Genomic DNA, 23,882 nt, shown 5'->3' with positions numbered 1-23,882 from the left:
CAGCTATGTGCTCAATTAATTAAAAATACAATGATCTGTTAAATATATCGGATAAACCCATCAAAACTATAGGTGTAGAGGTAAAAAATGTGTGTCCAACGCCATATTCGCATTAATCTCACACAATTTTTCTGAATTCGATTAAAAAAGCCTCACACTAAGGTGAGGCTCTACAGACTAAATCATTCGTTGTGATCAGTAGTAATCACGAATAAGAATTTCGGCAATCTGAACCGCGTTGGTTGCCGCGCCTTTACGAACGTTGTCTGCAACCACCCATAAGTTAATGCCACTGTGATGGCTGATGTCGTTACGAATGCGTCCAACCATCACGTTGTCTTTGCCACCAGCATCGCGCACTTGGGTCGGGTAGTCATCATTCTCGAACACTTGTATTCCATCGGTCTGCTCAAGAAGAGTTGTCACTTCTTGTGCATCGATTGGTGCACAGGTTTCTACGTGAATGGCCTCAGCGTGGCCGTAGAAAACCGGAACGCGAACACAAGTCGGGTTAACGGTAATACCAGGATCGTTCAAGATTTTTTGCGTTTCCCATACCATTTTCATCTCTTCACGGGTGTAGCCGTTTTCCATGAATTGGTCGATCTGTGGAATACAGTTAAATGCGATCTGTTGCGAGAAGTGTTCAGTGTCTGCCGGCATACCATTGAGCAACTTAGCCGTTTGACCCGCCAGTTCATCAATACCAGCTTTACCCGCCCCAGACACAGATTGGTAAGTAGAGACGTTAATACGCTCGATCCCCACTGCATCATGAATCGGTTTCAACGCCACCAGCATTTGAATCGTTGAGCAGTTCGGGTTGGCGATGATATTGCGGTTACGAAATTCGCCAATCGCTTCTGGATTGACTTCTGGAACCACTAATGGAATGTCAAATTCGTAGCGAAATTGTGAAGTGTTATCAATCACGATTACGCCTTCATCCGCCGCGATAGGTGCCCATTTAGCCGACAATTCACCACCAGCGGAGAACAGCGCAATGTGCACTTGCGACCAATCGAAATCTTCAACACTTTGTACTTGGATAGTTTTACCGTTGAAACGGTAAGCCTTACCTTCGCTGCGCTCACTGGCAAGCAAGAACAGTTCACCGACAGGAAATTCGCGCTCTTTCAGCACTTCTAAAATCGTCTCACCGACTGCACCTGTCGCACCTAAAATCGCAACATTATATTGTTGGCTCATTGACTTACCTCAATCTGAAAACCTAGTTTTTCTAGTGGCGACAAACGACATGTATGATCACCCACTATTGTGACAGCGCTGTACTCACGGCGATCCCAGTAATTTTTTCGCATCAGGTCAAAGGCGCCTGGCTTACTGATTTCACGACGAAACATCGCATCGTCTCTACGCACATCATAGACAAGCTGCGTGATATTATGCAGTGTTGCTTCATCCCAATTACGATCCAGTTCCACACGTGGCACGGGCGCAGTTGGTAGCAACTCACTGGCATGCGCAAATAAATCTTTATCTAAAAACTCGCAGTAATGATTAAATATCATCGTCGTCCCGCGCGCTTTACCCTCCAGACCATAGCCTGCAACATGAGGGGTGGCGAATGCTAGCAGAGGCAAGAGCTCCATATCAACCTCTGGTTCAAATTCAAACACATCGAGCGCGGCGGTAAAGCCATCGTTTTTCGCCAATCGAGCTTTTAACGCCTGATTATCAACAATCGGCCCACGAGCCGCATTGATTAATATTTGGTCACCGCGTAACGTATTCAGAACCTTTTCGTCCACTAAGTGATGGGTTGGATACTCACCATCTCGCGTGATTGGGGTATGCAAAGTAATAATATCCGCTTGTGAAAGAAGTTCATTCAGCGGAGTAAAACTTCGTTTGTCACCTTGAGCTTGCTTAGGTGGATCATTAATCAACACCTTAATGCCGATACCTTGTAAACACTTTTGCAGATAACTGCCCACCTGACCAGCGCCGATAATGCCCACTGTTTTATCAAATACAGAAAACCCATGCTGCTGCGCCAACACCATCATCACGCTAAATACGTATTCAGCCACACCGACCTTATTGCAGCCCGGGGCCGCGGTGAAATAGATGCCTTTTTGCGCCATTAAAGTTTGGTCAACATGGTCCATACCCGCTGTCGCGGTACCAACAAATTTGAGTTTGTTGGCTTTGGATATCAGTTGCGCATTCACTTTGGTTACTGAGCGAATCATTAACGCATCAACATCAATAAGGTCATCGGCGGTTAATGTACGACCAGATTTTAAAATCACCTCACCGAGCTGGCTGAAAAGCTGCTCAGCATACGGCATGTTTTCATCTATCAGGATTTTCATCACAATATCGGCTTGAGTTTGAATTGGTTTGATTGTGCAGAAAAGCGCACTGGGTGTCGAGGACTAATCTGCCTTGCTCAGCGCAGTTAGAAAAATGCCCGACATAGCGCCGGGCAATAGTCCAGAACAAAAGGATCTTAACCCGCTCTCCAGGAGTTAAAGTCTGCGTCTGTTTGATTGCTCTTTAATACTAAAGAACAATCAGCTCTGGAAAACGGGACTGCAGAGTTCGTTGAACACTGCATAATCCATTAGCCTTGGTATTTTTTGATCACAAGCGTGGCGTTTGTGCCACCAAAGCCAAAACTGTTTGACATAACAGTCGTTAACTCGGCATCGCGCATTTCAGTCACAATATCAAGACCTTGCGCCGCTTCGTCGAGGTTTTCAACGTTAATACTTGGGGCAACAAAGTTGTTCTCTAGCATGAGGGTTGAGTAAATTGCTTCGTGAACACCGGCCGCACCTAATGCGTGACCTGTCATCGCTTTCGTCGCAGAAATTGCCGGGCTGTTACCACCAAAGACTTCTTGAATCGCACCAAGCTCTTTAACATCACCGACAGGTGTTGAAGTACCGTGAGTGTTCACGTAATCAACGCCATCAACATTTTGCATCGCCATCTTCATACAACGCACCGCGCCTTCACCTGAAGGAGCAACCATGTCGTAGCCATCAGACGTTGCGCCATAGCCAACGATTTCGCCGTAAATTTTTGCACCACGGGCAAGCGCATGCTCAAGCTCTTCGACAACTAACATACCGCCACCACCAGAGATGACAAAACCGTCACGAGCCGCATCATAAGTGCGTGATGCTTTTTCTGGGGTTTCGTTGTATTTGGTTGATAGCGCGCCCATTGCATCAAACATCATGGTTTGAGACCAATCAAGCTCTTCACCACCACCGGCAAATACGATGTCTTGTTTACCCAATTGGATAAGTTCCATCGCATGGCCGATACAGTGTGCAGAAGTCGCACAAGCTGAACTCATTGAGTAGTTCACGCCACGAATTTTAAATGGTGTTGCCAGACACGCAGAGACAGTTGAAGACATAGTACGTGGCACCATGTAAGGACCGACACGTTTTACCCCTTTCGCACGCATCGTATCAGTTGCTACGGTTTGGTTTAATGCTGATGCACCACCAGAGCCTGCAACAATACCTGTGCGATCGTTTGAAACTTGGTCTTCAGCCAGACCTGCATCTTCAATCGCTTGCTGCATCGATAGGTATGCATAAGCGGCCGCATCACCCATAAAGCGCATCTGTTTACGGTCAATGTGCTCTGCTGGGTTAATCTTTAAATCACCCCAAACCTGTGAACGAAGACCGTGTTCTTTAAACTGCTCAGAGGCAGTAATACCAGATTTACCTGCTTTTAGAGACGCTAAAACTTCTTCGACGTTGTTACCGATACTTGAAACAATACCCATACCGGTGATTACGACTCGTTTCATTATGACATTCCTATAATTCAAAAATCCGCTAGATGATAACGAAGATAACGGGGAAAAGTGGTCAGCTTTCCTTTAAATCCGTACAATTGCAATCATAATATCGTTTCTTTACACACAAATCCGACACTATGACCTCGATAACCAATGCCCAACTAGGCTGGAATGAAGCAGGTACCCCTGTTTCTGACCAGTTCGATGACGTTTATTTCTCTAACGTTAACGGCCTCGAAGAGACACGTTATGTGTTTCTTGAGCAAAATCATCTGCCACAAAGGTGGCAACATTATGACCATAGACGTTTTGTCATCGCTGAAACAGGGTTTGGAACCGGTCTCAATTTCCTAGCTGCATGGCAATGGTTTGATCAATTTAGGCAGCAACACCCCGAAGCGCCACTAAAAGAGCTTCATTTCGTGAGCTTTGAAAAGTACCCACTGAGTAAAGAGGACTTGATCAAAGCGCATCAAGCGTGGCCCGAGTTGGCTGACTATGCTGATAAACTACAGCAATACTACCCTATTGCCGTCCCTGAGTGTCATCGGATTATTTTAGCAGACGGTGCCATTACCTTAGATTTATGGTTTGGTGACATTAAAGATTGTCTGCCCAAGGTGCCTGTCACTGAGCAGGGCTTCGTCGATGCATGGTTTTTAGATGGCTTCGCGCCAAGCAAAAACCCTGAAATGTGGAATCAAGATCTGTTCAATGGTATGGCTCAATTAGCCAAACAAGAGTGCACTTGCGCCACTTTCACGGCCGCTGGCTTTGTTCGTCGAGGACTGATAGAAGCAGGCTTTAGTATGAAAAAGGTCAAAGGCTTTGGTACCAAACGCGAGATGATTGCTGGCTCACTCGATGATAAACAAGCCTACAGCAATATCGCGCCATGGTTCTACCGCCCGGCAAGTCAGTCGAGTGAATCGATCGCGATTATTGGTGGCGGCATCGCCAGTGCCGCACTGGCCAAAGCGCTGCGAAATCGACAAAAGAAAGTCACGCTATACTGCCAAGATGAACAAGCAGCCCAAGGGGCATCGGGTAATCGTCAAGGCGCAGTGTATCCATTACTCAACAGCGAACATAGCGGCATATCACGCCTATTCGCTCCGGCGTTTTTGTTTGCTCGTCAGTTTGCCGATCAAATCGCACAGCACGTCGAGTTCGATCATGATTGGTGTGGCGTGACCCAACTGATGTGGAATCAAGACGCACAAACTAAACTCGACAGAATGCTGAAAGGCAATTTTGACCCGCAGTTAATTCATCGTTTGGATGCCCAGCAAACCAGTAACGTAATTGGATTACCGCTTGATATGGCCAGTGTCCACTACCCGCTTGGCGGCTGGACCTGCCCTGCTCAGTTAACTCAAGGGTTAATCTCGACATTGAGTGAACATGAAGGGTTTAGCGCCAAATTTTCGACCAAGATTGAACGCCTTAGCTGGAATGAAAGTGAAAAACACTGGACGCTGCATAGCGCCAATGACACCTTTGTCCATGATGCGGTCATTGTCGCTAATGGCCATCAGTTCGCCGAACTCGCCCAGTGTGCTGATGTTCCGCTGGGGCAAGTAAAAGGCCAAGTCAGCCATGTTCCGACCACTGCCGAGCTCGAAAAGCTCAAAACGGTGCTGTGTTACGATGGCTATATGACGCCAGTCAACCCAAGTAACCAGCATCACTGTATCGGTGCGAGCTACGATAGGAACAACATCGATAATCATTTTGATGCCAATGCTCAGCAAGAAAATGGTGACAGACTACGTCGCTGTGTTGCCAACCAACCATGGCCAAAACAAGTCGATACTTCGACGAATCAATCACGCCAAGGAGTACGTTGTGTCAGTCGCGATCATCTGCCTTTCGTCGGCAGTGTTGGCGACTTGGCCAAAACAAAAGTGGTCTATCAATCACTGCAGAAGACTCGCGCCGAAGACGCTGAGCAAGTGCCTAGCTATCCGAACCTGTTTTGCTTGCTAGGGTTAGGCTCTCGGGGTTTAAGCTCTGCTCCGCTCGCAGCAGAGCTATTGGCATCGCAGATTTGCAATGACCCGCTGCCGCTGCCGACCGATGTTTTAGAAACCCTACACCCAAGTAGAATGTGGGTACGTAAACTGCGCAAAGGCAAAGCGATCACTCAATAACCAAATCGAAAAAAGGGTTGCCGAAGCAACCCTTTTCTTTGCGATAACGCTGTTTGTTCTTAGACGTTATTGACTAACTCTAACCATAAATCATTGACGATGGTGCGATCGGCAGGCGTTAGCTCCGAACGAGCGACATCTAAGCTGTGCTGAATACGCGCTTTAAACTGTTCGATATCATTGATGCCTTCTTCTTCACATGCGGCAGCAGAAAGAGAGATATGACCACGTAAATAGCCACCTGCAAATAACTCATCATCCGATGCGGCTTCAATCCGTGCATCAATTAGTTCAAGTAGCTGTTCTTCAAATTCAATAATCATGTTGCGTTAGTGCCTAATCAGTTTGCATCTCAAAAAGAAAGCCAAGCTTCTCACATCAAGAAAAGCAACGCAAACCCTGTAACAACAAGGGGTAGATGCATATCATACAAAGTCATTCATCAAGATAATAAACGTACGTATTGTGCGTAACTGTAACCAATTTTGTTGTTTTACTTAACTTCAAACATTGAGTATTCGAGCTCAGGTGTTTGATAATATTCCCTTAATGCCTGCGATAACATCGCAACGCGGAGAGGAAGTCCCTTTGCTAAAATAGTGCCGACTTCTTGATGAACCTTAGTCATAAAGGCCAAACGATCCGGTTCAAAATCTCCATTGAGATTGTCGCAACTGACCGTAAACGCAAAGCCCGCACTCATGGATAAAATCCACTCATACGCTTGAGGTCGAATCTCAACCTGTTCAAATTGCGCTTGGACGGCTTCGGTACGGCCATCTGGCTGATACCAATAGCCAAAATCTTCCAATAAACGGCGCTCTGGCCCGGCAACACACCAATGACTGATCTCATGTAACGCCGAAGCGTAAAATCCACGAGCAAAAATAATTCGATGATGGTCGACGTTGTCATCAGCCGGCAGATAAATAGGCTCATCAGCACCAAGCTCTAACTTGGTATTGTAGCCCGAATAGAAGGTATGATTAAAAATACCAATTAAGTCTTGATATGCGTGGATCATGGTCAATTCGTTGAGAGTGAAATATCGCGCTCGGCATTCTCGCATTTTTACTCTCATTTGCAAATCCATACTGGCTGCATTGACATTAGATATTGTTATCCAACAAACGTTTTCGTCTTCACAAAATCTCATTCGTCACTGGTAATATTTCCGACTACACTCTCGGCTTAAAATTTGTCGTACCTGTGGGTCGTTAAACGCGTTTCTTGAGGATTCATCATGCTGCTCAGTGTCTTGTATATTATTGGTATTACAGCGGAAGCGATGACAGGAGCCCTAAGTGCTGGTCGTCGTAAAATGGACTGGTTTGGCGTTATGTTAGTCGCAAGTGCCACCGCGATTGGTGGCGGCACTGTGCGCGATATATTGCTCGGTCACTATCCCTTAGGCTGGGTAAAGAATCCGGAGTTTTTAGTCATCACGTGCATCGCGGGTGTACTGACGACTGGTCTTGCAAAATGGGTCATCAAACTGAAAGGGCTATTTATTCGCCTTGATGCACTTGGCCTGATCGTCTTTAGTATCATCGGCACCAAAATTGCGATGGCAATGGGCCACCATGCGCTTATTTGTATGGTGTCAGCTTTAGTGACAGGAGTATTCGGTGGTCTGCTGCGCGATCTAATTTGTCGTCAGGCGCCGTTAGTGCTTCATCAAGAGCTATACGCTTCGGTCGCACTTGCCTCGTCAGGGCTTTACTTAGCTTTGCTAGAGCTAGGTATCAACGATGTAACCGCGACGGTTTCAACGCTGATCTTCGGCTATCTACTGCGCATGGCCGCCGTGCGCTTCAAATGGCGACTTCCTTCGTTCCAGTTAGAGGCAGAAAGTTCCGTTCACTAAATGCAAAACGGCTTCCGATGGGAAGCCGTTTGATTTTACATCACCGATTACGATTAAATGTGCGGTGTTTCTGTTGTCACGCCATGGTTTTGACCACGATGACGCAACAAATGATCAAGCACTACAATAGCCAGCATCGCTTCTGCAATTGGCACCGCTCGAATACCGACACAGGGGTCGTGGCGACCTTTTGTGATCAGTTGAGTTGACTCACCTTGTCGAGTAATGGTGGCACCTGGCACAGTGATGCTGGATGTTGGCTTTAACGCAATGTTAGCCACAATATCTTGGCCGGTTGAAATGCCACCCAAAATACCACCAGCGTGATTGCTAGCGAAACCATCTGGTGTCAGTTCATCACGATGTTGGCTACCTTTCTGGCTCACAACATCAAACCCATCACCAATTTCAACGCCTTTAACGGCGTTAATACTCATCAATGCATGAGCAATATCGGCATCCAGGCGATCGAATACAGGCTCACCTAAACCGACAGGTACTTTAGTCGCCACCACTTGCAGTTTAGCGCCAACTGAATCACCTTGCTTTTTCAAGTCACGAATCAGTTGATCAAAGGCGTCCACTTTGTCGACATCTGGACAGAAAAACGGGTTATTTTCAATCTCATTCCAATCAACTTTATCGATCGCTACGTCGCCCATTTGTGACAAATAAGCGCGAATTTCAACGCCAAACTCTTGCTTGAGGTATTTCTTAGCAATCGACCCCGCAGCAACGCGCATCGCCGTTTCGCGAGCAGAAGAACGGCCACCACCTCGATAATCACGGACACCATACTTCTGATGATAGGTGTAGTCAGCATGACCTGGACGGAATTTATCTTTTATTTCTGAGTAGTCTTTTGAACGTTGATCGGTATTTTCAATCAACAATCCAATAGAAGTTCCGGTGGTTTTCCCTTCGAATACCCCTGAGAGAATTTTTACCTCATCGGGTTCGCGACGCGCAGTGGTATAACGAGAAGTACCCGGACGACGGCGATCAAGATCGATTTGAATATCTTCAGCGGTGATCTCAAGACCCGGAGGACATCCGTCGACAATACATCCTAGTGCGATACCATGACTCTCTCCGAATGTCGTCACCCGAAAATGTTGTCCGATACTGTTTCCTGCCATTACTTCCTCAAACTTTGTTCGCTCAAGCATACCTATCACATGTATACAGAGCTTTACACTTCAATTATTGGTAAATTCATAGTCGCTTTATTGCGGTTTGATGTAAACCCCTAAACACCATTTTACTCGCATAAAAAAGCCAAGCCCAACATCGAGTCGGGCTTGGCGATTATCTGCGCATTGAGAGACGTTGTGATTAGTCTACATACAAAGAGAACTCATCTTTATATTCAATCAGCTGCTCTCGGGTCAACATGAATACGCCATGCCCGCCATTTTCAAACTCAATCCAAGTAAATGGAATCTGTGGGTACTGCTCTATCATATGCACCATAGAGTTACCCACTTCACAAATTAGAATACCGTTGTCAGTCAGATAATCCGCAGCATTGGCTAAAATACGGCGTACCAGTTTCAGACCATCCGTACCTGCCGCCAAACCGAGTTCAGGTTCATGAGTGAACTCGTCGGGCAAACTGTTCATATCTTCTTGATCCACATAAGGTGGGTTCGATACGATCAGGTTGTATTTCTCTTTCGGTAGATCACGGAACAGATCAGAACGAATAGGGAAAACTTGCTGTTCCATTCCGTGGTCTTGAACATTTTGCTCGGCAACTTGCAGTGCGTCGGTAGAGATATCAATCGCGTCCACCTCTGCATCAGGGAACGCGTAAGCACAAGCAATCGCAATACAGCCACTACCGGTACAAAGATCCATAATTCGTGTTGGTTCTTCGACTAGCCAAGGTTGGAATTCGGCTTGAATCATTTCACCAATCGGTGAACGTGGCACCAAAACACGCTCATCGACAAAAAACTCAAGACCGCAAAACCAAGCGCGGTTGGTCAAGTAAGCCACGGGGGTACGATCATTAATACGCTTAACAACGCGCTCAACAATACGCATACGCTCGCTGGTTGTCAGACGAGAATTCAATACATGTGGAGGCACATCGATTGGAAGGTATAGCGTTGGCAGTACCAGCTGAACGGCTTCATCCCAAGAATTATCCGTACCATGGCCGTAAAAAAGGTTCGCGGCGTTGAAACGGCTCACGGTCCAACGAATCATATCTTGAAGCGTGTGAAGTTCTGAAACTGCTTCTTCTACAAAAATCTTATCCAAAATTGCCTCCGAAAAGCGCTACAATACTGCTTATTATATTGTTCAATATTAATGAATAATCCCATGAGCAAAAAAGACACCGAGATGAATGATGACTTCGCCCTGTTTAGGGATGCAGTACAAGGCGTTAAAAAGTTGGCACAGGATACCATAGTCCGACAGCCAAAAAGAAACAGTAAGCAAAAAGAAATTCGCCGCGACGCCCGTGAAGCAAGCGATACAGAGTTCTATTTTTCTGATGAGTTTGTGCCATTGCTCAGCCAAGATGGGCCAACACGTTATGCGCGCGACGGTGTCTCTCATTATGAAGTCAAACGTCTACGTCGCGGTGTTTATGTTCCGGATGTGTTTTTAGATATGCACGGCATGACTCAGCAAGAAGCCAAGCGTGAACTCGGGGCAATGATCGCTTACTGCATTAAAAACGAAGTCAGTTGTGCGTGCGTACAGCACGGCATTGGCAAACACATCCTTAAGCAAAAAGCGCCACTATGGCTGGCCCAACACCCTGATGTAATGGCCTTTCACCAAGCGCCGTTAGAATATGGTGGCAACGGTGCTTTATTGGTTTTACTGTCTATTCCAGACAAATAAAGCACCAACCAGACAGGTAATAATCTAACTGCGAAAATCTGGAGGAATCGGTAGATCTGACGTTTTCAGATTTGGCCGTTGTCCACCGCGCTTACGATATTGCTTAAGCTGGAAAACATACGCAAGAATCTGTGCGACGGCAGTAAAGAGGCCATCTGGAATCTCTTGTTCGAGCTCAGTGGAGTGGTATAGCGCTCGAGCTAATGGCGGCGCCGGAACGATGTAGATATCGTGTTCACGAGCAACTTCACGGATTTTAAGTGCCATATGATCAGTGCCTTTGGCGACCACAATCGGCGCACGATCACTGTCTTGTTTATAACGAAGGGCGACCGAAAAGTGCTCTGGGTTGGTTACAATCACGTCGGCTTGTGGGACTTCCGCCATCATGCGGCGCTGCGCAGCTTCACGTTGCAACATGCGGATACGCCCTTTGACTTCAGGCTTACCTTCGGTCTCTTTGTATTCGTCTTTGAGCTCTTGTTTGGTCATTTTTAACTGATCGGCGTGTTGCCAAATCTGAAATGGAATATCGATTGCGGCAACAATCAACAAGGTACAACTAATCAATAAAATAAAGTCGAGCAAAATATCAAGGGCGTGGAAAATGTTTTGCGGATAGACATCCATGCTGAGCTGAAACAGATCTTCTTTAGCAGCATTGATCAAATAGAACGCCATGCCCGACACCAAGGCAACTTTTAGTATCGATTTAAGCAGTTCGACCCAACTTTGCAACCCCACCATACGTTTGAGGCCACTAAGTGGGTTCATCTTCGACCATTTAGGCATCGCCGCTTGCGCTGAAAAGCTAACGCCACCCACGCCCGCAGCCCCAACCAAAGCCGCAACAAACAAAGTGATCAGAATCAGTAGCAGCGGTAACAGTAAGCTGCCTAACGAGCCGAGAGCAATATCATACAACTTAACTTGATCAAAGATTTCCTCACGCGACAGACTAAATAGCCGTCCCATCGCGTCAAAAAGTGCGCGTGCCAGCCCCTCACCAAACCACATTAATGCGATGGAACCGACCACTAATACCGACACCGACGCGAGTTCCTTAGACCTTGCAACCTGCCCTTTTTCACGAGCCTGTTGCAAGCGCTTGGGCGTCGCGTCTTCGGTACGTTCTTGACCATCTGACTCTGCCATTGCGCCTCCTAGCAGTTAAGCCTGATTAAGCGGCAAATCTGTTGCTCGCCTTGAACCCAAAACAGCTCATAATGACTATATAGACCACTAATGATGTACCAACAAATCAGCAAGCCAACCATAAGCGCAAACGCGAAACCGAGTGAGAAAATATTTAACTGCGGCGCTGCACGAGTCATCACACCAAAAGAAAGGTTTATCGTCAGTAGCGCGATAATGCCGGATAACGACATACTGAGCGCGACTTTAAACATAATTCCAAGCCAAAGCGCTAACTCACGAAAATCGACAGTTGTTAGCGAGCCCGAACCAATCGGTAGCGATTTGAAACTCATCACCACCAGCATGATCATTTTTAGATGGCCGTCGGTGGCAAGAAAAAACATCGTCGCCAAGAACATAAACAATTGACCGAGCAAAGGCGTATTCTGGCCATTAGCTGGGTCGACCATCGAGGCAAAACCCAAGCTCGCTTGCATACCGAGTATTTGACCAAGGATAACAAAAGTTTGGATCATAAATTGGGTGACGGTCCCCATCGCAACGCCAATGATTACCTGCTCAAGCAAGGTCATGAAACCTGCAAAAGAGAGCAGCTCAATGGTGTCGGGTACCGCAGGAATAGCAGGCATGACCGCAAAGGTAATTGCTAAACCTAAATAGAGTCGCACTCGGGTTGAAACAAAACGCGCGCCCGTCACCGACATAACCATTAACATCGCCGCGATGCGTGTATATGGCCAAAAGTAGTTGGCAATCCAATCGAGTACAATGCTAGCAGGATACTCCATAATAAGACCTAATAGAGAACCTGAGGTAAGCGTTCGACCATGCTAAAGAAAAATTCCATCAACATTTGTGTCATCCAGTGACCAAACATCATTAACGCCAGTAAGGTGACAATTAAACGTGGCAAGAAACTTAGCGTTTGTTCGTTGATCGAGGTAGCGGCTTGGAAAATCGCCACCACTAGACCGATCATTAAACTGGGAATAATAATCGCGCAGACCATGATAAGCACCATCCACAGTGCTTCACGAAACAGCTCGACAAACATCTCAGGAGTCATAGATTTTCTCCCGTCACAAGGCAAAGCTGCCGGCTAAGGTCGACAAGATTAAGTTCCAACCATCAACCAGAACAAACAACATTAGTTTAAAAGGCAGAGAAACGATCATCGGCGACAACATCATCATACCCATCGCCATCAGAACCGAGGCAACCACCAAATCGATAATCAAAAACGGTAAGAACAACATAAAGCCAATCTGGAAAGCCGTTTTTAGCTCAGAGGTGATAAAAGCAGGAATTAATACCGCCATTGAGACATCTTCTGGTGCGGTTGCGGTTGAGCCAGAAATATTGACAAAGGTCTCGAGGTCTTTGACTCGAGTCTGCTTGAGCATAAAGTCTTTCATTGGTACTTGAGCAACATCAAAGGCCTGCCTAGCGCTTATTTGCTCGTTGATGTAGGGCTGGATTGCGTCATCGTTGATTTTGTTCAGGACCGGCGACATGATGAAAAAGGTTAAGAAAATGGCGATACCGATAATGACCTGATTAGATGGCGTCTGTTGTAAACCCATCGCTTGGCGCAATATCGACATCACCACCACAATACGTGTAAATGACGTCATCAAAATGACCATGGCAGGCAAAAAGCCGAGCATGGTCATGAGCGCTAAGATCTGCAGATTAATCGAGTAATCTTCGGTGCCGTCTGGATTGGTTGTCATGGTAAACGCAGGAATACCCGATCCACTGCCAGCAACAACACTGCTCGACGTGGTTCTTGATGCGCCCTGATCACGCTCCATCGCCGCCACCGTTACCGAATCAGCCGGAGCAATATTTGCCGGAACTGGCGTCTCTAGCTCTTGCTGCGCCGATGACATGGTTGCAAACAGAACGAAGGCTAACGCTAGCAACAGCGTTACAAAATTAGTGGTTTTTATCATTCTTCTTTAACAGCTGAGTCAGTTGACTTGAAAACGGACTGGCAGCCAGCTCCTCCTGAGACAGTGGTTTTTCCAGCTTTGAAATCAGTTGAATCGACTGGGCAGTGACACCAACTAAGAACTGCTCTTCTCCCGCCTGGACAATCATGATTCTTTCTCGATGCCCAACGGGCATTTGACGAACAACATGTAGCCCTTTCTGGTTGATCAAAGCTGGCACGCGCATCCGCTTAAGTAACCAAGCCAAAAACAAAATAAAGGCAATAACGAACAAGAGCGACCCAAAAGTGGTCGCCCAGTCTAACTGGCTACCTGTCGAGGTAGCCATTGCGGTTGGTGAAAGTAGGAAAAGCGCTAAAGGTAAGTACTTCCTAACTTTTAAAGTCATACAAAACCTTATTTTATCTGAGTTTCTTAATCCGCTCAGTTTGACTGATCACATCAGTAAGACGAATACCAAACTTATCGTTGACCACCACCACTTCACCGTGAGCAATCAAGGTTCCATTGACCAACACGTCAAGCGACTCACCCGCTAAACGCTCAAGCTCGACCACTGAACCTTGGTTAAGTTGTAGTAAGTTACGGATACTAATTTGCGAACGACCCACTTCCATCGAAATGGTGACCGGGATATCCAAAATCGTATCAAGTTTACGACGCTCATCATCAGTAATTGGCGATCCAGTGTCTTTTAATTCATCAAGTTGCGCCGACATCACTTCATCAACATCAATCTCTGGCGCTGATGGGTCTTCGCCAAGAGCCGCAGCCCATTCATCCGCTAATTTTTGGTCGTCACTCGGTTCCATACCAGTTACCTATTTTTGTTTTATTCATCCATATCACCTTCATCGTCTTCGAGGTCAGAAATGACGTCTTTACCGAGGAAAGCAATATCGGTTTTAACGACATCGGGACGCTTAATCTTTTCAGAAACTTGCACTGCGAGCTTTTCTCCCGAACGACCCATTTTCACTCGGTAGGTCGGCAGCTCTTCGACAAACATTACCGCATGCTCTGGCATATTAATCGGAATAATGTCTCCCGGGCGCAATTCCATCAAATCACGTAACGAAATATCTTGTTCAAGTAAATCGACGCGGAAGTTAACTGGCACATCCATGATTTCCTCACGTAGCGCCGAACTCCAACGAACGTCGGTTTCCATCTTGTCTGATTGAACACCGGCATCCAACAGTTCACGAATTGGTTCAACCATCGAATAAGGCATCACCACGTGAAAGTCGCCACCTCCCCCATCGACTTCGATGTGGAATGAGCTGACAACAATAACCTCTGTCGGGCTAACAATGTTGGCCATACTCGGGTTGACTTCAGAGTCTAAGTATTCAAACTCAACCCCCATCACCGGAGACCAAGCTTCTTTATAATCTTCAAATACAATTTTTAGTAGCAACTGTACGATTCGACGTTCCGTTGGGGTAAATTCACGCCCCTCGATACGGGCGTGGAACCGACCATCACCACCAAAGAAGTTTTCCACCAAGATAAAGACCAAACGCGCCTCCATCGTGACAAGGGCGGTTCCTTTTAACGGTCGAAAGCGCACCATATTCAAACTAGTTGGTACGTAGAGCGTATTTTGGTACTCACCAAACTTCATCATCTGTACGCCGTTAATCGATACTTCGGCGGTTTTTCGCAGCATATTGAATAAGCTGATGCGTAAATGACGTGCGAAACGCTCGTTGATAAGCTCGAGCGTTGGCATCCGACCACGGACAATGCGGTCTTGGGACGAGAAGTCAAACTCAACGGCACTGGTGTCCGTGCCAACATCATCATCTTCTACCTCATCGACATCATCGACACCATGCAAAAGCGCATCGATTTCGTCTTGGCTTAGTAGATCAGTCACAGGTCACCTATTGCATTACAAAATCAGTAAACAAAACACGTTCGATCACTGGTTGACCAACGGCACGATTCAAGCTGGATTTTATGTCGTCTGTCGCCTTGTCACGCAATTCAACACGACCATTGGCGGTTCTTAACTGATCAACACTAGCCGAAGCAAACGTGCTCAGTAACGAACTTTCAATCAATGGCGAGTGGTAACGGGCCAAGTTTTCATTTTCACTGCCTCGCACCATGAGCTGCACTTTAATCTGGACTAAGCGATCTTTATTATCGCCAGCAACGTTAAACAGAAACGGCTGCGGAATATTTACATACGCCACAGGATCGATCGGTGTCGCCGATTGTTGTGACGCAGTTTGGGCGCCTTGCGACGCGTCATCCGACCCGAGCAAGAAAAAGGCAGCGCCACCACCACCGACGAGCAACACCACCACCGCAATAATGATGATCAGTAATTTGCTTTTTCCCTTGGGGGCTTCTTCTGTTTCGATTTCTTCAACTGCCATAGCTTAACGTTCTCTATTTGTTCATTTTTATAGTTTAAGCGTAATAACTAATTCCATCACGCTTTGCCGCGACATTCAAATCAAGATTGATGTCTGGTTCAAGGTTTTCCTCACCTTGGAAGCCACGACCGCTGCCTCCTTGAGCAGAATTCCCCTGCCCACTGTCAGCATAGCGCTTTTGTTGCTGACCTGAGGCTTGTTGCTGAACCGAACTGTCCCCTAATTGTACACCTTGCTGAGCAAGCATTTCGCGCAATCTTGGCATTGATTGTTCAATCACGTCTCGGGCTTGCTGATTCGCCACGGTAAAGTGTACCGTTGCGCCATCACCATTCATGCTCATTCGAATCTGCATTCGACCTAACTCTGGTGGATCAAGGCGGATATCAATGTTCTTTAAGTTCTTCGACATCATCATTTGTACACGCTCTGCCATCTGCTCACCCGCGAGATCTCGACTGAGTTGTAGCGGAGCTTGCGCCGCTTGCTCTGCACGTGCTTGAGTCAGTGAGTTCATCCCTTGCTGGCCTGCGGCCTGAGAGAGTTGTTGAGCAAAACCACTACTGCTATTTTCACTGCCTGGCTGCGCTCCCTCTTTGCTCCCTGAGGCTAATTTACCGAGCGTGCCTACCGCCTTAGCACCCAACGCCGCTTTTAATAACGCTTGGTCTTGGTTTATTGGTGTCGTGGTTGCTGCAGCAAGTTGTTGTAACTGGCTCGCGGCCAATTCATTAGACATTGAAGTAACTTGAGTATTTGATGCTTGCTGAGCTTGTTGGACCATTTGCGCTTGCGACTGCTGATTAACCAACGCCTGATGGACTGATTGCGCTACTGCCGCTTGTTGCGATTTTGGTTGGTGTTCAAGTTTGACTTTACCTTCATCAGTGATGACTTGCTCAGAAGCCCCCCATGGTATCGCCGCAGACACGGTGGCTGAGGTAACATCTGGGGAGGCATCAGCCAGCTCTTGGCCTTCGATCTTAATGCTGCCAATGGTCGCTGTGACTGGCGCCAACACGGCTTCAGCAGCCTCTTCACCAGCCTGAGTTGCAACCGTTGACGTTGTAGCGCCTCCAGTGGCAAGGCTAGCTGTCGCTGCCGCAGTCAGTGCCACGGCGGCGGCCTCTTCACCAAGCTGCTCCTCAATAATGGCATGTTCGCCTTGAGTGACAACCATTTTGGGCTCATCCACTGCGCTACTACGTTGCTGCGCTGAAGCGGCGGCTAATTTTTGCGACTGCGCGTCAATGGCTTGGTTTTCACTCTGATTGTGTTTGATGGCAGCGGCGGCAACGATCGCTTGTTCCGTCAGCGGTTGCGACGCTGAAGATTCGCTCTCACTTTGACTTTGCTGAATAAAACGCTGCGCCGATGGTGGAATCACTGGCTGGTCGCTTTCAGCGCTTGGTGTCTCGCTCACGTTCTGTTGACTATTAACTATTAACGCTTCAGCTTCTTTAGGCGTCAACTTTTGCTCTGCTCCCGCGCCAAGCTTAGTGTCCGAAAGGGTTGTGCTAGTCTGAGTATTCTCACTGCCTGCTGACTTATCATCTGTTAATTGCTCACTCGAAACCGACTTGGCACTATCTTCTGCAAGCACTCTCGGTTGTTGTGGCAACTCTTTGCCGTCTTTTAGTGGTAACGCTTTATTCGATTCATCTAAGCGCTGCAATACTTGATCACTGTCAGAAACAATTTTCGATGCATCAGGCGCGGGTGACGATTCACCACCTTTGCTAACAGCTTTAGCCTCATTGCTTTCGAGCGCTTCGGCCTCGCTCTCTTCAAGTAAGCTATCAGTTGATTGGTTACCACTGGCTTGCTTAGCTGCTTCGGGCTCGACTTCGCCTTCTCCGGTCACTTCAATATCGACGTCAGACGTGACGGACGTGGCTTTCTCACCACTGACTTCCTTACCCGTTTCGCCTTTGATTAGCGCCGTAAGCTTGGCAAAAAAACCACCTGACTCAGAAGCTTCCGTCGCCGCTTCACCACCCTCGGGGTTGGACTGGGTCACTTTTTGGCTGTCAGATACCGATGACAAGTTAATATTCATACGAGCTTCACTCACTGTAATACGCACTGTTAGGCGATAGATGGCGGAGACGCGGCTAATAACCAACGCTGTTGATTTCTATTGCGTGCTATGTCGTTTCTGTTAGATACAATCCAATGACTGCAAATAACGCTTTGTAAGAAATAAGCTGCAAGAAATAAGCCAAAGACTGTAAGAAGTAGCTAAAGGCCACCAGAAGTGAGCCAAAATGCAAGTGAGGCGCGCAACACAAACGATGCGAGATGAAATTAATTGAAACGACGACGATTGAATTGCAGTGTGGAAAATTCGTCCATCTGCTTTTGCTCACGCTGATGCTGTACGCGTTGCTTTTCATTGTGTTTCTTTTCAATCAACCATTCGTAAGAACGGCGATTTTTGCGACTCTCAAACCAGTTTTGCTCGCAATTAGTCACCTGATCTTTGAAGTGTGACTCGGCTTGTTTTTGCTTAGACAGCGTTTCGTCGAGCGTGGTCAAGAAGCGATTTAAATGGGCGTATTGACTGGCATTTAACCCTTTTTGACCACGGTCTACCAACTGATGACAATAATCAAGCCGATATTTTTCGATTTGTTCGAGCTGCTGGTAATATCCTTCAAGCTCACTACGAGCTTGGCCGAGCGCTAAAGCGGCTTGGTTTTCGCGCTCTTTCGCTTGTTCTAATAGAAACTCTAATGCATTTTCCATCGCAGGTTACTCCCCTTGCAATAAGTTACGCAGCATGTTGACGCACATATCGTAAGGCACGGTCTCTTTCATACTCTGTTGCAAGTAAGTGTCTAACTTAGGTTTGAGGGTAAAAGCACCATCAATCGCAGCATCGGTTCCGGGCTTATAAGCCCCGATTGAGACTAAATCTTGATTCTTACGGCAAATCGACAATACCTGACGAACCGCTTTAGACATCAACATATGTTCATCTGACGTAATTTGCGGCATGACACGGCTGACCGATTTTTCGACGTCAATCGCAGGGTAGTGACCAGCATCGGCCATTTCGCGCGACAACACCACATGTCCATCAAGAATCGCGCGTGATGCATCGGCTATCGGATCTTGCAGATCATCACCTTCGGTCAAGACAGTAAAGAAAGCCGTAATTGAACCTTGTTCAGAGCTGCCATTCCCTGCACGCTCTACCAATGCAGGCAGCTTTGCAAACACTGAAGGTGGATAACCTTTGGTTGCGGGAGGCTCACCGACCGACAGGGCAATCTCACGTTGCGCTTGAGCAAAACGAGTTAAAGAGTCCATTAACAGCAGTACATCAAGCCCTTGGTCGCGAAAATACTCCGCGACGGTCAGGGCGGTTTGACACCCTTTTAAGCGCATTAACGGCGAGGAGTCAGCAGGCGCCGCAACCACAACCGAGCGTTGACGGCCATCGACACCTAAGATCTCTTCAATAAATTCTTTGACTTCGCGACCACGCTCACCGATCAGCCCGACAACAACAACTTGAGCCGTTGTGCCTCGCGTCATCATCCCTAAGGTGACCGATTTACCGACACCAGAGCCCGCAAATAGACCAATACGCTGGCCTTTGCCCACCGTAAGCAGACCATTGATCGCTTTGATGCCAACATCAAGTGGCTCAGAGATCGGTTTTCGGGCAAGTGGGTTAATCGGCTCTGCGTTAAACGGGGCGCGCTGGTCGGTATAAATAGTACCAAGTCCATCAAGTGGGTTACCAACCCCATCAATCACACGGCCCAGTAACTCCATCCCGACCGCTAAACCCGTTTCACTGGTCAATGGGGTGACTTTGGCGCCCGGTAAGACACCCGTGATCTGTTCACTTGGCATTAGGTAGAGATTGTCACCAGAGAAACCGACCACTTCGGCTTCCATTTCGCCTTGCATGGTTTCCACACTACATAAGCTACCGATTGGCGCTCGACATCCTGTCGCTTCAAGCGTCAAACCAACAACCCGGACTAATTTGCCAGATGCAACGGGACGGCAGGTCAACCCTTGGGTTTTGTACTGCGTGAGGCGTTGTGCTAAAGCAAGCACTATTCACCACCTTGGTGACGATTCACCCCACAAAAGCTCTGAATAACACTACGAATGCGATCTTCCATGCGGTAGTTGACGCTCGACTCACCAGCTTCAATCTGAACATCACCACGGTTTAATGCCGGTTCACTCATCAAGGTCCAGTTACGAAAATCCAGCTGTTCTTCACCATAGGAAGAGCGAATGATCTCAACATCATCAGGATGAAGCTTCAAAGTGATGGCATGGCCTGAAATAGGCAGCGATTCAACCGATTGTTTGATGGTATCAAGGATGACTTGAGGGTTGGTTTGAACTTCGACATGTACCACCTCTTTGACCAAAGTCAGTACCATGTCGACGAGTTGTTTCTCGACCTGAGCATTCATCAACTCAAGTGGTTGGGCAAATTGATTGGCTAAATTGACAAAGGTTTGTACTTGCTGCTGGATAAACTCTTGTCCAGCGGCCACGCCTTCGACTTTGCCCGTTTCAAGCCCCTCGGCATGACCTTCTTCTAGGCCTTGTTGTTTGCCTTTTTCGTAGCCTTGCTTGAAGCCCGCTTCCTGACCTTGATGCAAACCTTCCTGATGCGCTTGCTGCTTGATCAGTTCGATTTCTTCTTTAGTCAGTTCTTTAGGCGCTTCTTCTTTAACGGGTTCCGCAACAGGAATCCAACTTGGGTCGTAGTTCAGCGCCGTTTCTTTTGCTTGCTTGTGGCTCTCTGCCGTGTAATCAGGCATCCCCCAACGCTCTGGTTTTTCGACCAGTTCATCATCGTCAAGACGCAAAAAACCGCGTTTTCTTTCCCCAGACATAGACACCTTTACTTAATTGACTTATAGGAATTCGTCAGCGCCGCCAGCCAGCATCAACTCACCAGAGTCAGCCATGCGCCTTGCAATTGCCAAGACTTCTTTTTGTGCAGCTTCTACGTCAGAAACCTTAATCGGCGGCATCGCCTCAAGGTCATCACGCATCATTTCAGCAGCACGTTTGGACATGTTCTTGAAGATCTTGTCACGCAATGCATCGTCGGCCCCTTTCAAGGCACGTTGCAATGCGTCTTGTGGAACATCGCGTAGCAGTTTTTGAATACCTTGATCGTCGACTTCGATAAGGTTCTCGAACACGAACATAAGATCTTGGATCTGTGTCGCCATGTCTTCGTCTTGATCGCGAATTTGCTCCATCAAGATACCTTCGACGTTGTTGTCCATGTAGTTCATGATTTCGGCCGCCGCTTTCAGGCCACCAATCTTGGCCGCTTGTGCCCCCGCTTGACCCGCGAACTGTTTCTCCATGATTTCATTCAGCTCTGCTAATGCAGAAGGTTGAACTTCTTCTAGGTTCGCAATACGCATCATCAAGTCAAGGCGATCACGCTCAGCAAACTGAGATAAAATCTCTGCCGATTGGTCAGGCTCAAGGTATGAAAGTACGATGGTTTGAATCTGGGGGTGCTCGTTGATAATAATGCTGGCAACCTGACGAGGATCCATCCATTTGAGCGAGTCGAGGCCTTTAGAGCCCGTTCCCAATAGGATTTGATCAACAAGATTACTTGCTTTGTCTTCACCCAGAGCCGCAACCAAGGCGTTGCGCATAAAGTCTTCACTGCCCATACCAATATTGGTGTACTTCTGAATGTCTTCTAAGAAGGCTCGATGTACTGCACCGACTTTATCTTGACTTAAGTCGGTAGCACGCGCCATGGCGCTACCCACTCGTTGAACTTGTTTAGGTTCGAGATGGCGAATAATGCCTGCGGCATCTTCTTCATTTAAACTAAGAAGAAGAATAGCCGCGCGCTCTTCACCCGGAATGGTTGATATATCCACGGTGTTATCTACTACCTCACCGCCCTCTCCTTGAGGCACTATTTCGTTAGGCATCCTGCATCCAATTCTTCACAACTTGTGCTGCCAGCTCAGGTTCGTTAGCCACCAGTGCACGAACCGCTTTCAACACATCTTCGTCTTTATGTAAGTTAGGCAAGTCAATACTTGAGCCAAACTCAAATAACTCACCACCATCTAAATCGCCACCAATTAGGCTTGTTTCACCATCAGCACCGATTGGCAGGCCATCTGGGCCATACAACTGATCTTCATCATCCGATGCAGGGTTGAGCAGTTTCTTCATGGCTGGACGGACCAATACCACAATCACGACAATGATAACCAGCGCACTGGCAAACCAACGAATCCAATCGTTGAAGTTCGGATGTTCCCAAATAGGGACGTCTGCAACGACTTCCATTTCTGGAGTAGCAAACTGCATACTTAGTACATTGAGTAAATCACCACGCGCTTCGCTAAAACCAACCGTGCCGATCAACATCTGTTTAATAGAGTTTAGCTCAGCATCAGAAATTGGCTCGTAGCTGGTTTCACCCGTCTCTGGATTAACTATCGCACGATTTTTCACCGCCACTGCCACCGTCTGACGATTCACAATACCGGTTTGTCGACGTTCATGACTGATGGTGGTATCAATTTCAAAGTTTCGTGTTGCTTCTTTGTGCACAGAACCTTGGCCCAATAGACTGCCGTCTTTCATCTGCGCCACATCTTGTGGAATTGAGGCATCCGCTGGAGGCTGATTACTTAACGCGCCGGGGACGCCAGCAACAACGTTGCCATTGTTGTAATCTTCGAGCGTATATTCACTGCGAGTCGCTGGGGTGTTAGGGTCAAAACTTTTGCGTGTCTGCTCAATAGCGCTGAAATCGAGTTCGATATCGACTTGGGCTGTGTAATTACCAAAGCCCAAAATAGGGATCAGGACAGAGTCAATTTTTTCACGCAGTGCTTGTTCTTGCTTACGTTCAAGCTCGTGTTCTTTGCGGCGCGCTGTAGAAGCTGCGTCTTGAGAGCCAGAGCTCAACAGGCGACCATGCTGGTCCGTTACCGTAATACGGTTTGGCTTCATACCTGGCACGGCGCTGGCGACCATGTCAACGACCGAATCGACCTCTTCTTGTTTAAGATTGGCACCCGTTTTTAGAGTCAAGAAAACCGATGCTGACGCTTCTTGGTTATGGCGAACAAACACGCTCTGTTTTGGCAATGCCAACAACACACGTGCTTTACGTACTTGCTTCATCTCTTCGATGGCTTTAGATAACTGACGCTCACGGCTGAGTTTTAAGCGCTCTTGCTCAAGACGCTGAGAAACACCAAAGCCCATGTCTTGCAATAAGATTTCATCGCCTGCTTGCTTCTCTTGATTAAGGCCAGCACGGACCATATTGAGCTTTAAGCTGTTGTATTCATTGGCTGGAACAAGGATGGTATTACCATCAAGTTTATAATCGAGTTTTTGCTGATCGAGGTAATCTAGGACAGGGATCAGCTCTTCAGTTTCATACGCGCCTAACGGACGCATTTCTGGCTCTTTAACCCAGAAGAACAACATGACAATCAAGGCAACACAGATAGAAATGGACAGGACTAACACCACCTGACGCAGCAAATCGAGGTCACCGACTGCCATATCAAATTTTGAACTGCTCTTCTCATCCAAATCAGGATTTTGCGAACTGGTATCGAGATCGGTTGCAGTTAGCATTGCGCTGTCTGCGCCGCCATCTGCAATTGCCAGATCCGTTGATTGATTTTGCTCTGCCACAGACTGTACCTA

Annotated in this window: 24 protein-coding genes; 3 read left to right on the top strand and 21 right to left on the bottom strand. The window is 47.3% G+C overall.

The annotated features are described in order from the left end of the window. Positions 1 to 195 precede the first annotated feature (195 nt). The 3 genes from ViNHUV68_RS04240 to fabB form a co-directional block, all read right to left on the bottom strand. Positions 196 to 1,209 (bottom strand): aspartate-semialdehyde dehydrogenase, encoded by a 1,014-nt coding sequence (locus ViNHUV68_RS04240; protein ID WP_391089493.1) that lies wholly within the window; start codon positions 1,207 to 1,209, stop codon positions 196 to 198. Next, positions 1,206 to 2,339 carry a DUF3410 domain-containing protein gene (locus ViNHUV68_RS04235; RefSeq protein WP_391089491.1) on the bottom strand — a complete coding sequence of 378 codons (1,134 nt, stop codon included), beginning with the start codon at positions 2,337 to 2,339 and terminating at the stop codon, positions 1,206 to 1,208. The genes ViNHUV68_RS04240 and ViNHUV68_RS04235 overlap by 4 nt, the downstream gene beginning before the upstream one ends. A 251-nt stretch (positions 2,340 to 2,590) precedes the next feature. Then, positions 2,591 to 3,802 carry a beta-ketoacyl-ACP synthase I gene (fabB, locus tag ViNHUV68_RS04230; RefSeq protein ID WP_038177059.1) on the bottom strand — a complete coding sequence of 404 codons (1,212 nt, stop codon included), beginning with the start codon at positions 3,800 to 3,802 and terminating at the stop codon, positions 2,591 to 2,593. 128 nt (positions 3,803 to 3,930) lie between these two features. Here fabB and mnmC point away from each other — a divergent pair, with 128 nt between their 5' ends. Continuing rightward, positions 3,931 to 5,946, top strand: a complete 2,016-nt coding sequence (gene mnmC / locus ViNHUV68_RS04225; protein ID WP_391089489.1) for a bifunctional tRNA (5-methylaminomethyl-2-thiouridine)(34)-methyltransferase MnmD/FAD-dependent 5-carboxymethylaminomethyl-2-thiouridine(34) oxidoreductase MnmC — start codon at positions 3,931 to 3,933, stop codon at positions 5,944 to 5,946. Positions 5,947 to 6,005: 59 nt separating this feature from the next. Here the strand turns inward: mnmC and ViNHUV68_RS04220 are convergent, their stop codons facing one another. Both ViNHUV68_RS04220 and ViNHUV68_RS04215 read right to left on the bottom strand, forming a co-directional pair. Continuing rightward, on the bottom strand, positions 6,006 to 6,269 hold the full coding sequence (locus tag ViNHUV68_RS04220; RefSeq protein WP_038177062.1) for a YfcL family protein: 264 nt from the start codon (positions 6,267 to 6,269) through the stop codon (positions 6,006 to 6,008). A 170-nt stretch (positions 6,270 to 6,439) separates the two neighbouring features. Further along, entirely contained in the window at positions 6,440 to 6,970 is a 531-nt protein-coding gene (locus ViNHUV68_RS04215; protein WP_038177064.1) for an elongation factor P hydroxylase, read from the bottom strand. A 219-nt stretch (positions 6,971 to 7,189) separates the two neighbouring features. On the opposite strand from ViNHUV68_RS04215, the gene ViNHUV68_RS04210 reads away from it, so the two are divergent. Beyond that, positions 7,190 to 7,813 carry a TRIC cation channel family protein gene (locus tag ViNHUV68_RS04210; RefSeq protein ID WP_391089487.1) on the top strand — a complete coding sequence of 208 codons (624 nt, stop codon included), beginning with the start codon at positions 7,190 to 7,192 and terminating at the stop codon, positions 7,811 to 7,813. A gap of 53 nt (positions 7,814 to 7,866) precedes the next feature. On the opposite strand, the gene aroC is transcribed toward ViNHUV68_RS04210, so the two are convergent. Then, positions 7,867 to 8,952, bottom strand: coding sequence for a chorismate synthase (gene aroC, locus ViNHUV68_RS04205; protein ID WP_038177068.1), 1,086 nt, complete (start codon positions 8,950 to 8,952; stop codon positions 7,867 to 7,869). A 196-nt stretch (positions 8,953 to 9,148) separates the two neighbouring features. Then, positions 9,149 to 10,081 carry a 50S ribosomal protein L3 N(5)-glutamine methyltransferase gene (prmB, locus tag ViNHUV68_RS04200; RefSeq protein ID WP_391089485.1) on the bottom strand — a complete coding sequence of 311 codons (933 nt, stop codon included), beginning with the start codon at positions 10,079 to 10,081 and terminating at the stop codon, positions 9,149 to 9,151. A gap of 63 nt (positions 10,082 to 10,144) precedes the next feature. Between prmB and smrB the strand changes: the two genes are divergently transcribed. Beyond that, the gene (smrB, locus tag ViNHUV68_RS04195) at positions 10,145 to 10,675 is read left to right on the top strand and encodes an endonuclease SmrB (RefSeq protein WP_038177070.1); all 531 of its coding nucleotides are present in this window, start codon (positions 10,145 to 10,147) and stop codon (positions 10,673 to 10,675) included. A gap of 24 nt (positions 10,676 to 10,699) precedes the next feature. Here the strand turns inward: smrB and flhB are convergent, their stop codons facing one another. The 14 genes from flhB to fliF form a co-directional block, all read right to left on the bottom strand. Beyond that, positions 10,700 to 11,830, bottom strand: a complete 1,131-nt coding sequence (gene flhB, locus ViNHUV68_RS04190; protein WP_038177071.1) for a flagellar biosynthesis protein FlhB — start codon at positions 11,828 to 11,830, stop codon at positions 10,700 to 10,702. An 8-nt stretch (positions 11,831 to 11,838) separates the two neighbouring features. After that, entirely contained in the window at positions 11,839 to 12,621 is a 783-nt protein-coding gene (gene fliR, locus ViNHUV68_RS04185; RefSeq protein WP_038177072.1) for a flagellar biosynthetic protein FliR, read from the bottom strand. An 8-nt stretch (positions 12,622 to 12,629) separates the two neighbouring features. Then, on the bottom strand, positions 12,630 to 12,899 hold the full coding sequence (gene fliQ, locus ViNHUV68_RS04180) for a flagellar biosynthesis protein FliQ (RefSeq protein WP_038177074.1): 270 nt from the start codon (positions 12,897 to 12,899) through the stop codon (positions 12,630 to 12,632). A gap of 13 nt (positions 12,900 to 12,912) precedes the next feature. Beyond that, positions 12,913 to 13,788, bottom strand: a complete 876-nt coding sequence (fliP, locus tag ViNHUV68_RS04175; protein ID WP_391089482.1) for a flagellar type III secretion system pore protein FliP — start codon at positions 13,786 to 13,788, stop codon at positions 12,913 to 12,915. Continuing rightward, a complete protein-coding gene (fliO, locus tag ViNHUV68_RS04170) occupies positions 13,772 to 14,176 on the bottom strand; it encodes a flagellar biosynthetic protein FliO (protein ID WP_038177076.1) in 405 nt (134 codons plus the stop codon). The genes fliP and fliO overlap by 17 nt, the downstream gene beginning before the upstream one ends. 13 nt (positions 14,177 to 14,189) lie before the next feature. After that, a complete protein-coding gene (gene fliN / locus ViNHUV68_RS04165; RefSeq protein WP_038177077.1) occupies positions 14,190 to 14,600 on the bottom strand; it encodes a flagellar motor switch protein FliN in 411 nt (136 codons plus the stop codon). Positions 14,601 to 14,620: 20 nt separating this feature from the next. Then, positions 14,621 to 15,670, bottom strand: a complete 1,050-nt coding sequence (gene fliM, locus ViNHUV68_RS04160; protein WP_038177078.1) for a flagellar motor switch protein FliM — start codon at positions 15,668 to 15,670, stop codon at positions 14,621 to 14,623. Between the two features lie 7 nt (positions 15,671 to 15,677). Then, positions 15,678 to 16,178, bottom strand: coding sequence for a flagellar basal body-associated protein FliL (fliL, locus tag ViNHUV68_RS04155; protein WP_038177079.1), 501 nt, complete (start codon positions 16,176 to 16,178; stop codon positions 15,678 to 15,680). A gap of 34 nt (positions 16,179 to 16,212) precedes the next feature. Beyond that, positions 16,213 to 18,237, bottom strand: coding sequence for a flagellar hook-length control protein FliK (locus ViNHUV68_RS04150; RefSeq protein WP_391089479.1), 2,025 nt, complete (start codon positions 18,235 to 18,237; stop codon positions 16,213 to 16,215). Positions 18,238 to 18,485: 248 nt separating this feature from the next. Continuing rightward, a complete protein-coding gene (gene fliJ, locus ViNHUV68_RS04145) occupies positions 18,486 to 18,926 on the bottom strand; it encodes a flagellar export protein FliJ (RefSeq protein ID WP_038177082.1) in 441 nt (146 codons plus the stop codon). 6 nt (positions 18,927 to 18,932) lie between these two features. Then, positions 18,933 to 20,255 carry a flagellar protein export ATPase FliI gene (fliI, locus tag ViNHUV68_RS04140; protein ID WP_038177084.1) on the bottom strand — a complete coding sequence of 441 codons (1,323 nt, stop codon included), beginning with the start codon at positions 20,253 to 20,255 and terminating at the stop codon, positions 18,933 to 18,935. Next, positions 20,255 to 21,055: a flagellar assembly protein FliH gene (gene fliH, locus ViNHUV68_RS04135; protein ID WP_038177086.1), complete on the bottom strand. Its 801-nt coding sequence runs from the start codon at positions 21,053 to 21,055 to the stop codon at positions 20,255 to 20,257. Before fliH ends, fliI begins: the two co-directional genes overlap by 1 nt. A gap of 21 nt (positions 21,056 to 21,076) precedes the next feature. Then, a complete protein-coding gene (fliG, locus tag ViNHUV68_RS04130; RefSeq protein WP_038177089.1) occupies positions 21,077 to 22,132 on the bottom strand; it encodes a flagellar motor switch protein FliG in 1,056 nt (351 codons plus the stop codon). Then, positions 22,125 to 23,870 (bottom strand): flagellar basal-body MS-ring/collar protein FliF, encoded by a 1,746-nt coding sequence (fliF, locus tag ViNHUV68_RS04125; RefSeq protein ID WP_038177091.1) that lies wholly within the window; start codon positions 23,868 to 23,870, stop codon positions 22,125 to 22,127. The genes fliG and fliF overlap by 8 nt, the downstream gene beginning before the upstream one ends. Positions 23,871 to 23,882: the final 12 nt, after the last annotated feature.

It is taken from the genome of Vibrio sp. NH-UV-68 (genome assembly GCF_042940635.1).
GTDB classification, from domain to species: domain Bacteria; phylum Pseudomonadota; class Gammaproteobacteria; order Enterobacterales; family Vibrionaceae; genus Vibrio; species Vibrio pacinii.
The sequence above is the reverse complement of the archived record's forward strand: the minus strand, read 5'-3'. Positions and strand labels throughout refer to the sequence as shown.

Bases quoted from the DNA above. Each gene is read 5' to 3' on its own strand.
- fliH (WP_038177086.1), bottom strand. From the start codon at position 21,055: ATGTCTGGGGAAAGAAAACGCGGTTTTTTGCGTCTTGACGATGATGAA.
- fliG (WP_038177089.1), bottom strand. From the start codon at position 22,132: ATGCCTAACGAAATAGTGCCTCAAGGAGAGGGCGGTGAGGTAGTAGAT.
- ViNHUV68_RS04240 (WP_391089493.1), bottom strand. From the start codon at position 1,209: ATGAGCCAACAATATAATGTTGCGATTTTAGGTGCGACAGGTGCAGTC.
- fabB (WP_038177059.1), bottom strand. From the start codon at position 3,802: ATGAAACGAGTCGTAATCACCGGTATGGGTATTGTTTCAAGTATCGGT.
- fliN (WP_038177077.1), bottom strand. From the start codon at position 14,600: ATGGAACCGAGTGACGACCAAAAATTAGCGGATGAATGGGCTGCGGCT.
- fliJ (WP_038177082.1), bottom strand. From the start codon at position 18,926: ATGGAAAATGCATTAGAGTTTCTATTAGAACAAGCGAAAGAGCGCGAA.
- ViNHUV68_RS04150 (WP_391089479.1), bottom strand. From the start codon at position 18,237: ATGAATATTAACTTGTCATCGGTATCTGACAGCCAAAAAGTGACCCAG.
- fliQ (WP_038177074.1), bottom strand. From the start codon at position 12,899: ATGACTCCTGAGATGTTTGTCGAGCTGTTTCGTGAAGCACTGTGGATG.
- ViNHUV68_RS04220 (WP_038177062.1), bottom strand. From the start codon at position 6,269: ATGATTATTGAATTTGAAGAACAGCTACTTGAACTAATTGATGCACGG.
- flhB (WP_038177071.1), bottom strand. From the start codon at position 11,830: ATGGCAGAGTCAGATGGTCAAGAACGTACCGAAGACGCGACGCCCAAG.
- fliL (WP_038177079.1), bottom strand. From the start codon at position 16,178: ATGGCAGTTGAAGAAATCGAAACAGAAGAAGCCCCCAAGGGAAAAAGC.
- ViNHUV68_RS04235 (WP_391089491.1), bottom strand. From the start codon at position 2,339: ATGAAAATCCTGATAGATGAAAACATGCCGTATGCTGAGCAGCTTTTC.
- aroC (WP_038177068.1), bottom strand. From the start codon at position 8,952: ATGGCAGGAAACAGTATCGGACAACATTTTCGGGTGACGACATTCGGA.
- fliP (WP_391089482.1), bottom strand. From the start codon at position 13,788: ATGATAAAAACCACTAATTTTGTAACGCTGTTGCTAGCGTTAGCCTTC.
- ViNHUV68_RS04210 (WP_391089487.1), top strand. From the start codon at position 7,190: ATGCTGCTCAGTGTCTTGTATATTATTGGTATTACAGCGGAAGCGATG.
- mnmC (WP_391089489.1), top strand. From the start codon at position 3,931: ATGACCTCGATAACCAATGCCCAACTAGGCTGGAATGAAGCAGGTACC.
- smrB (WP_038177070.1), top strand. From the start codon at position 10,145: ATGAGCAAAAAAGACACCGAGATGAATGATGACTTCGCCCTGTTTAGG.
- ViNHUV68_RS04215 (WP_038177064.1), bottom strand. From the start codon at position 6,970: ATGATCCACGCATATCAAGACTTAATTGGTATTTTTAATCATACCTTC.
- fliO (WP_038177076.1), bottom strand. From the start codon at position 14,176: ATGACTTTAAAAGTTAGGAAGTACTTACCTTTAGCGCTTTTCCTACTT.
- fliR (WP_038177072.1), bottom strand. From the start codon at position 12,621: ATGGAGTATCCTGCTAGCATTGTACTCGATTGGATTGCCAACTACTTT.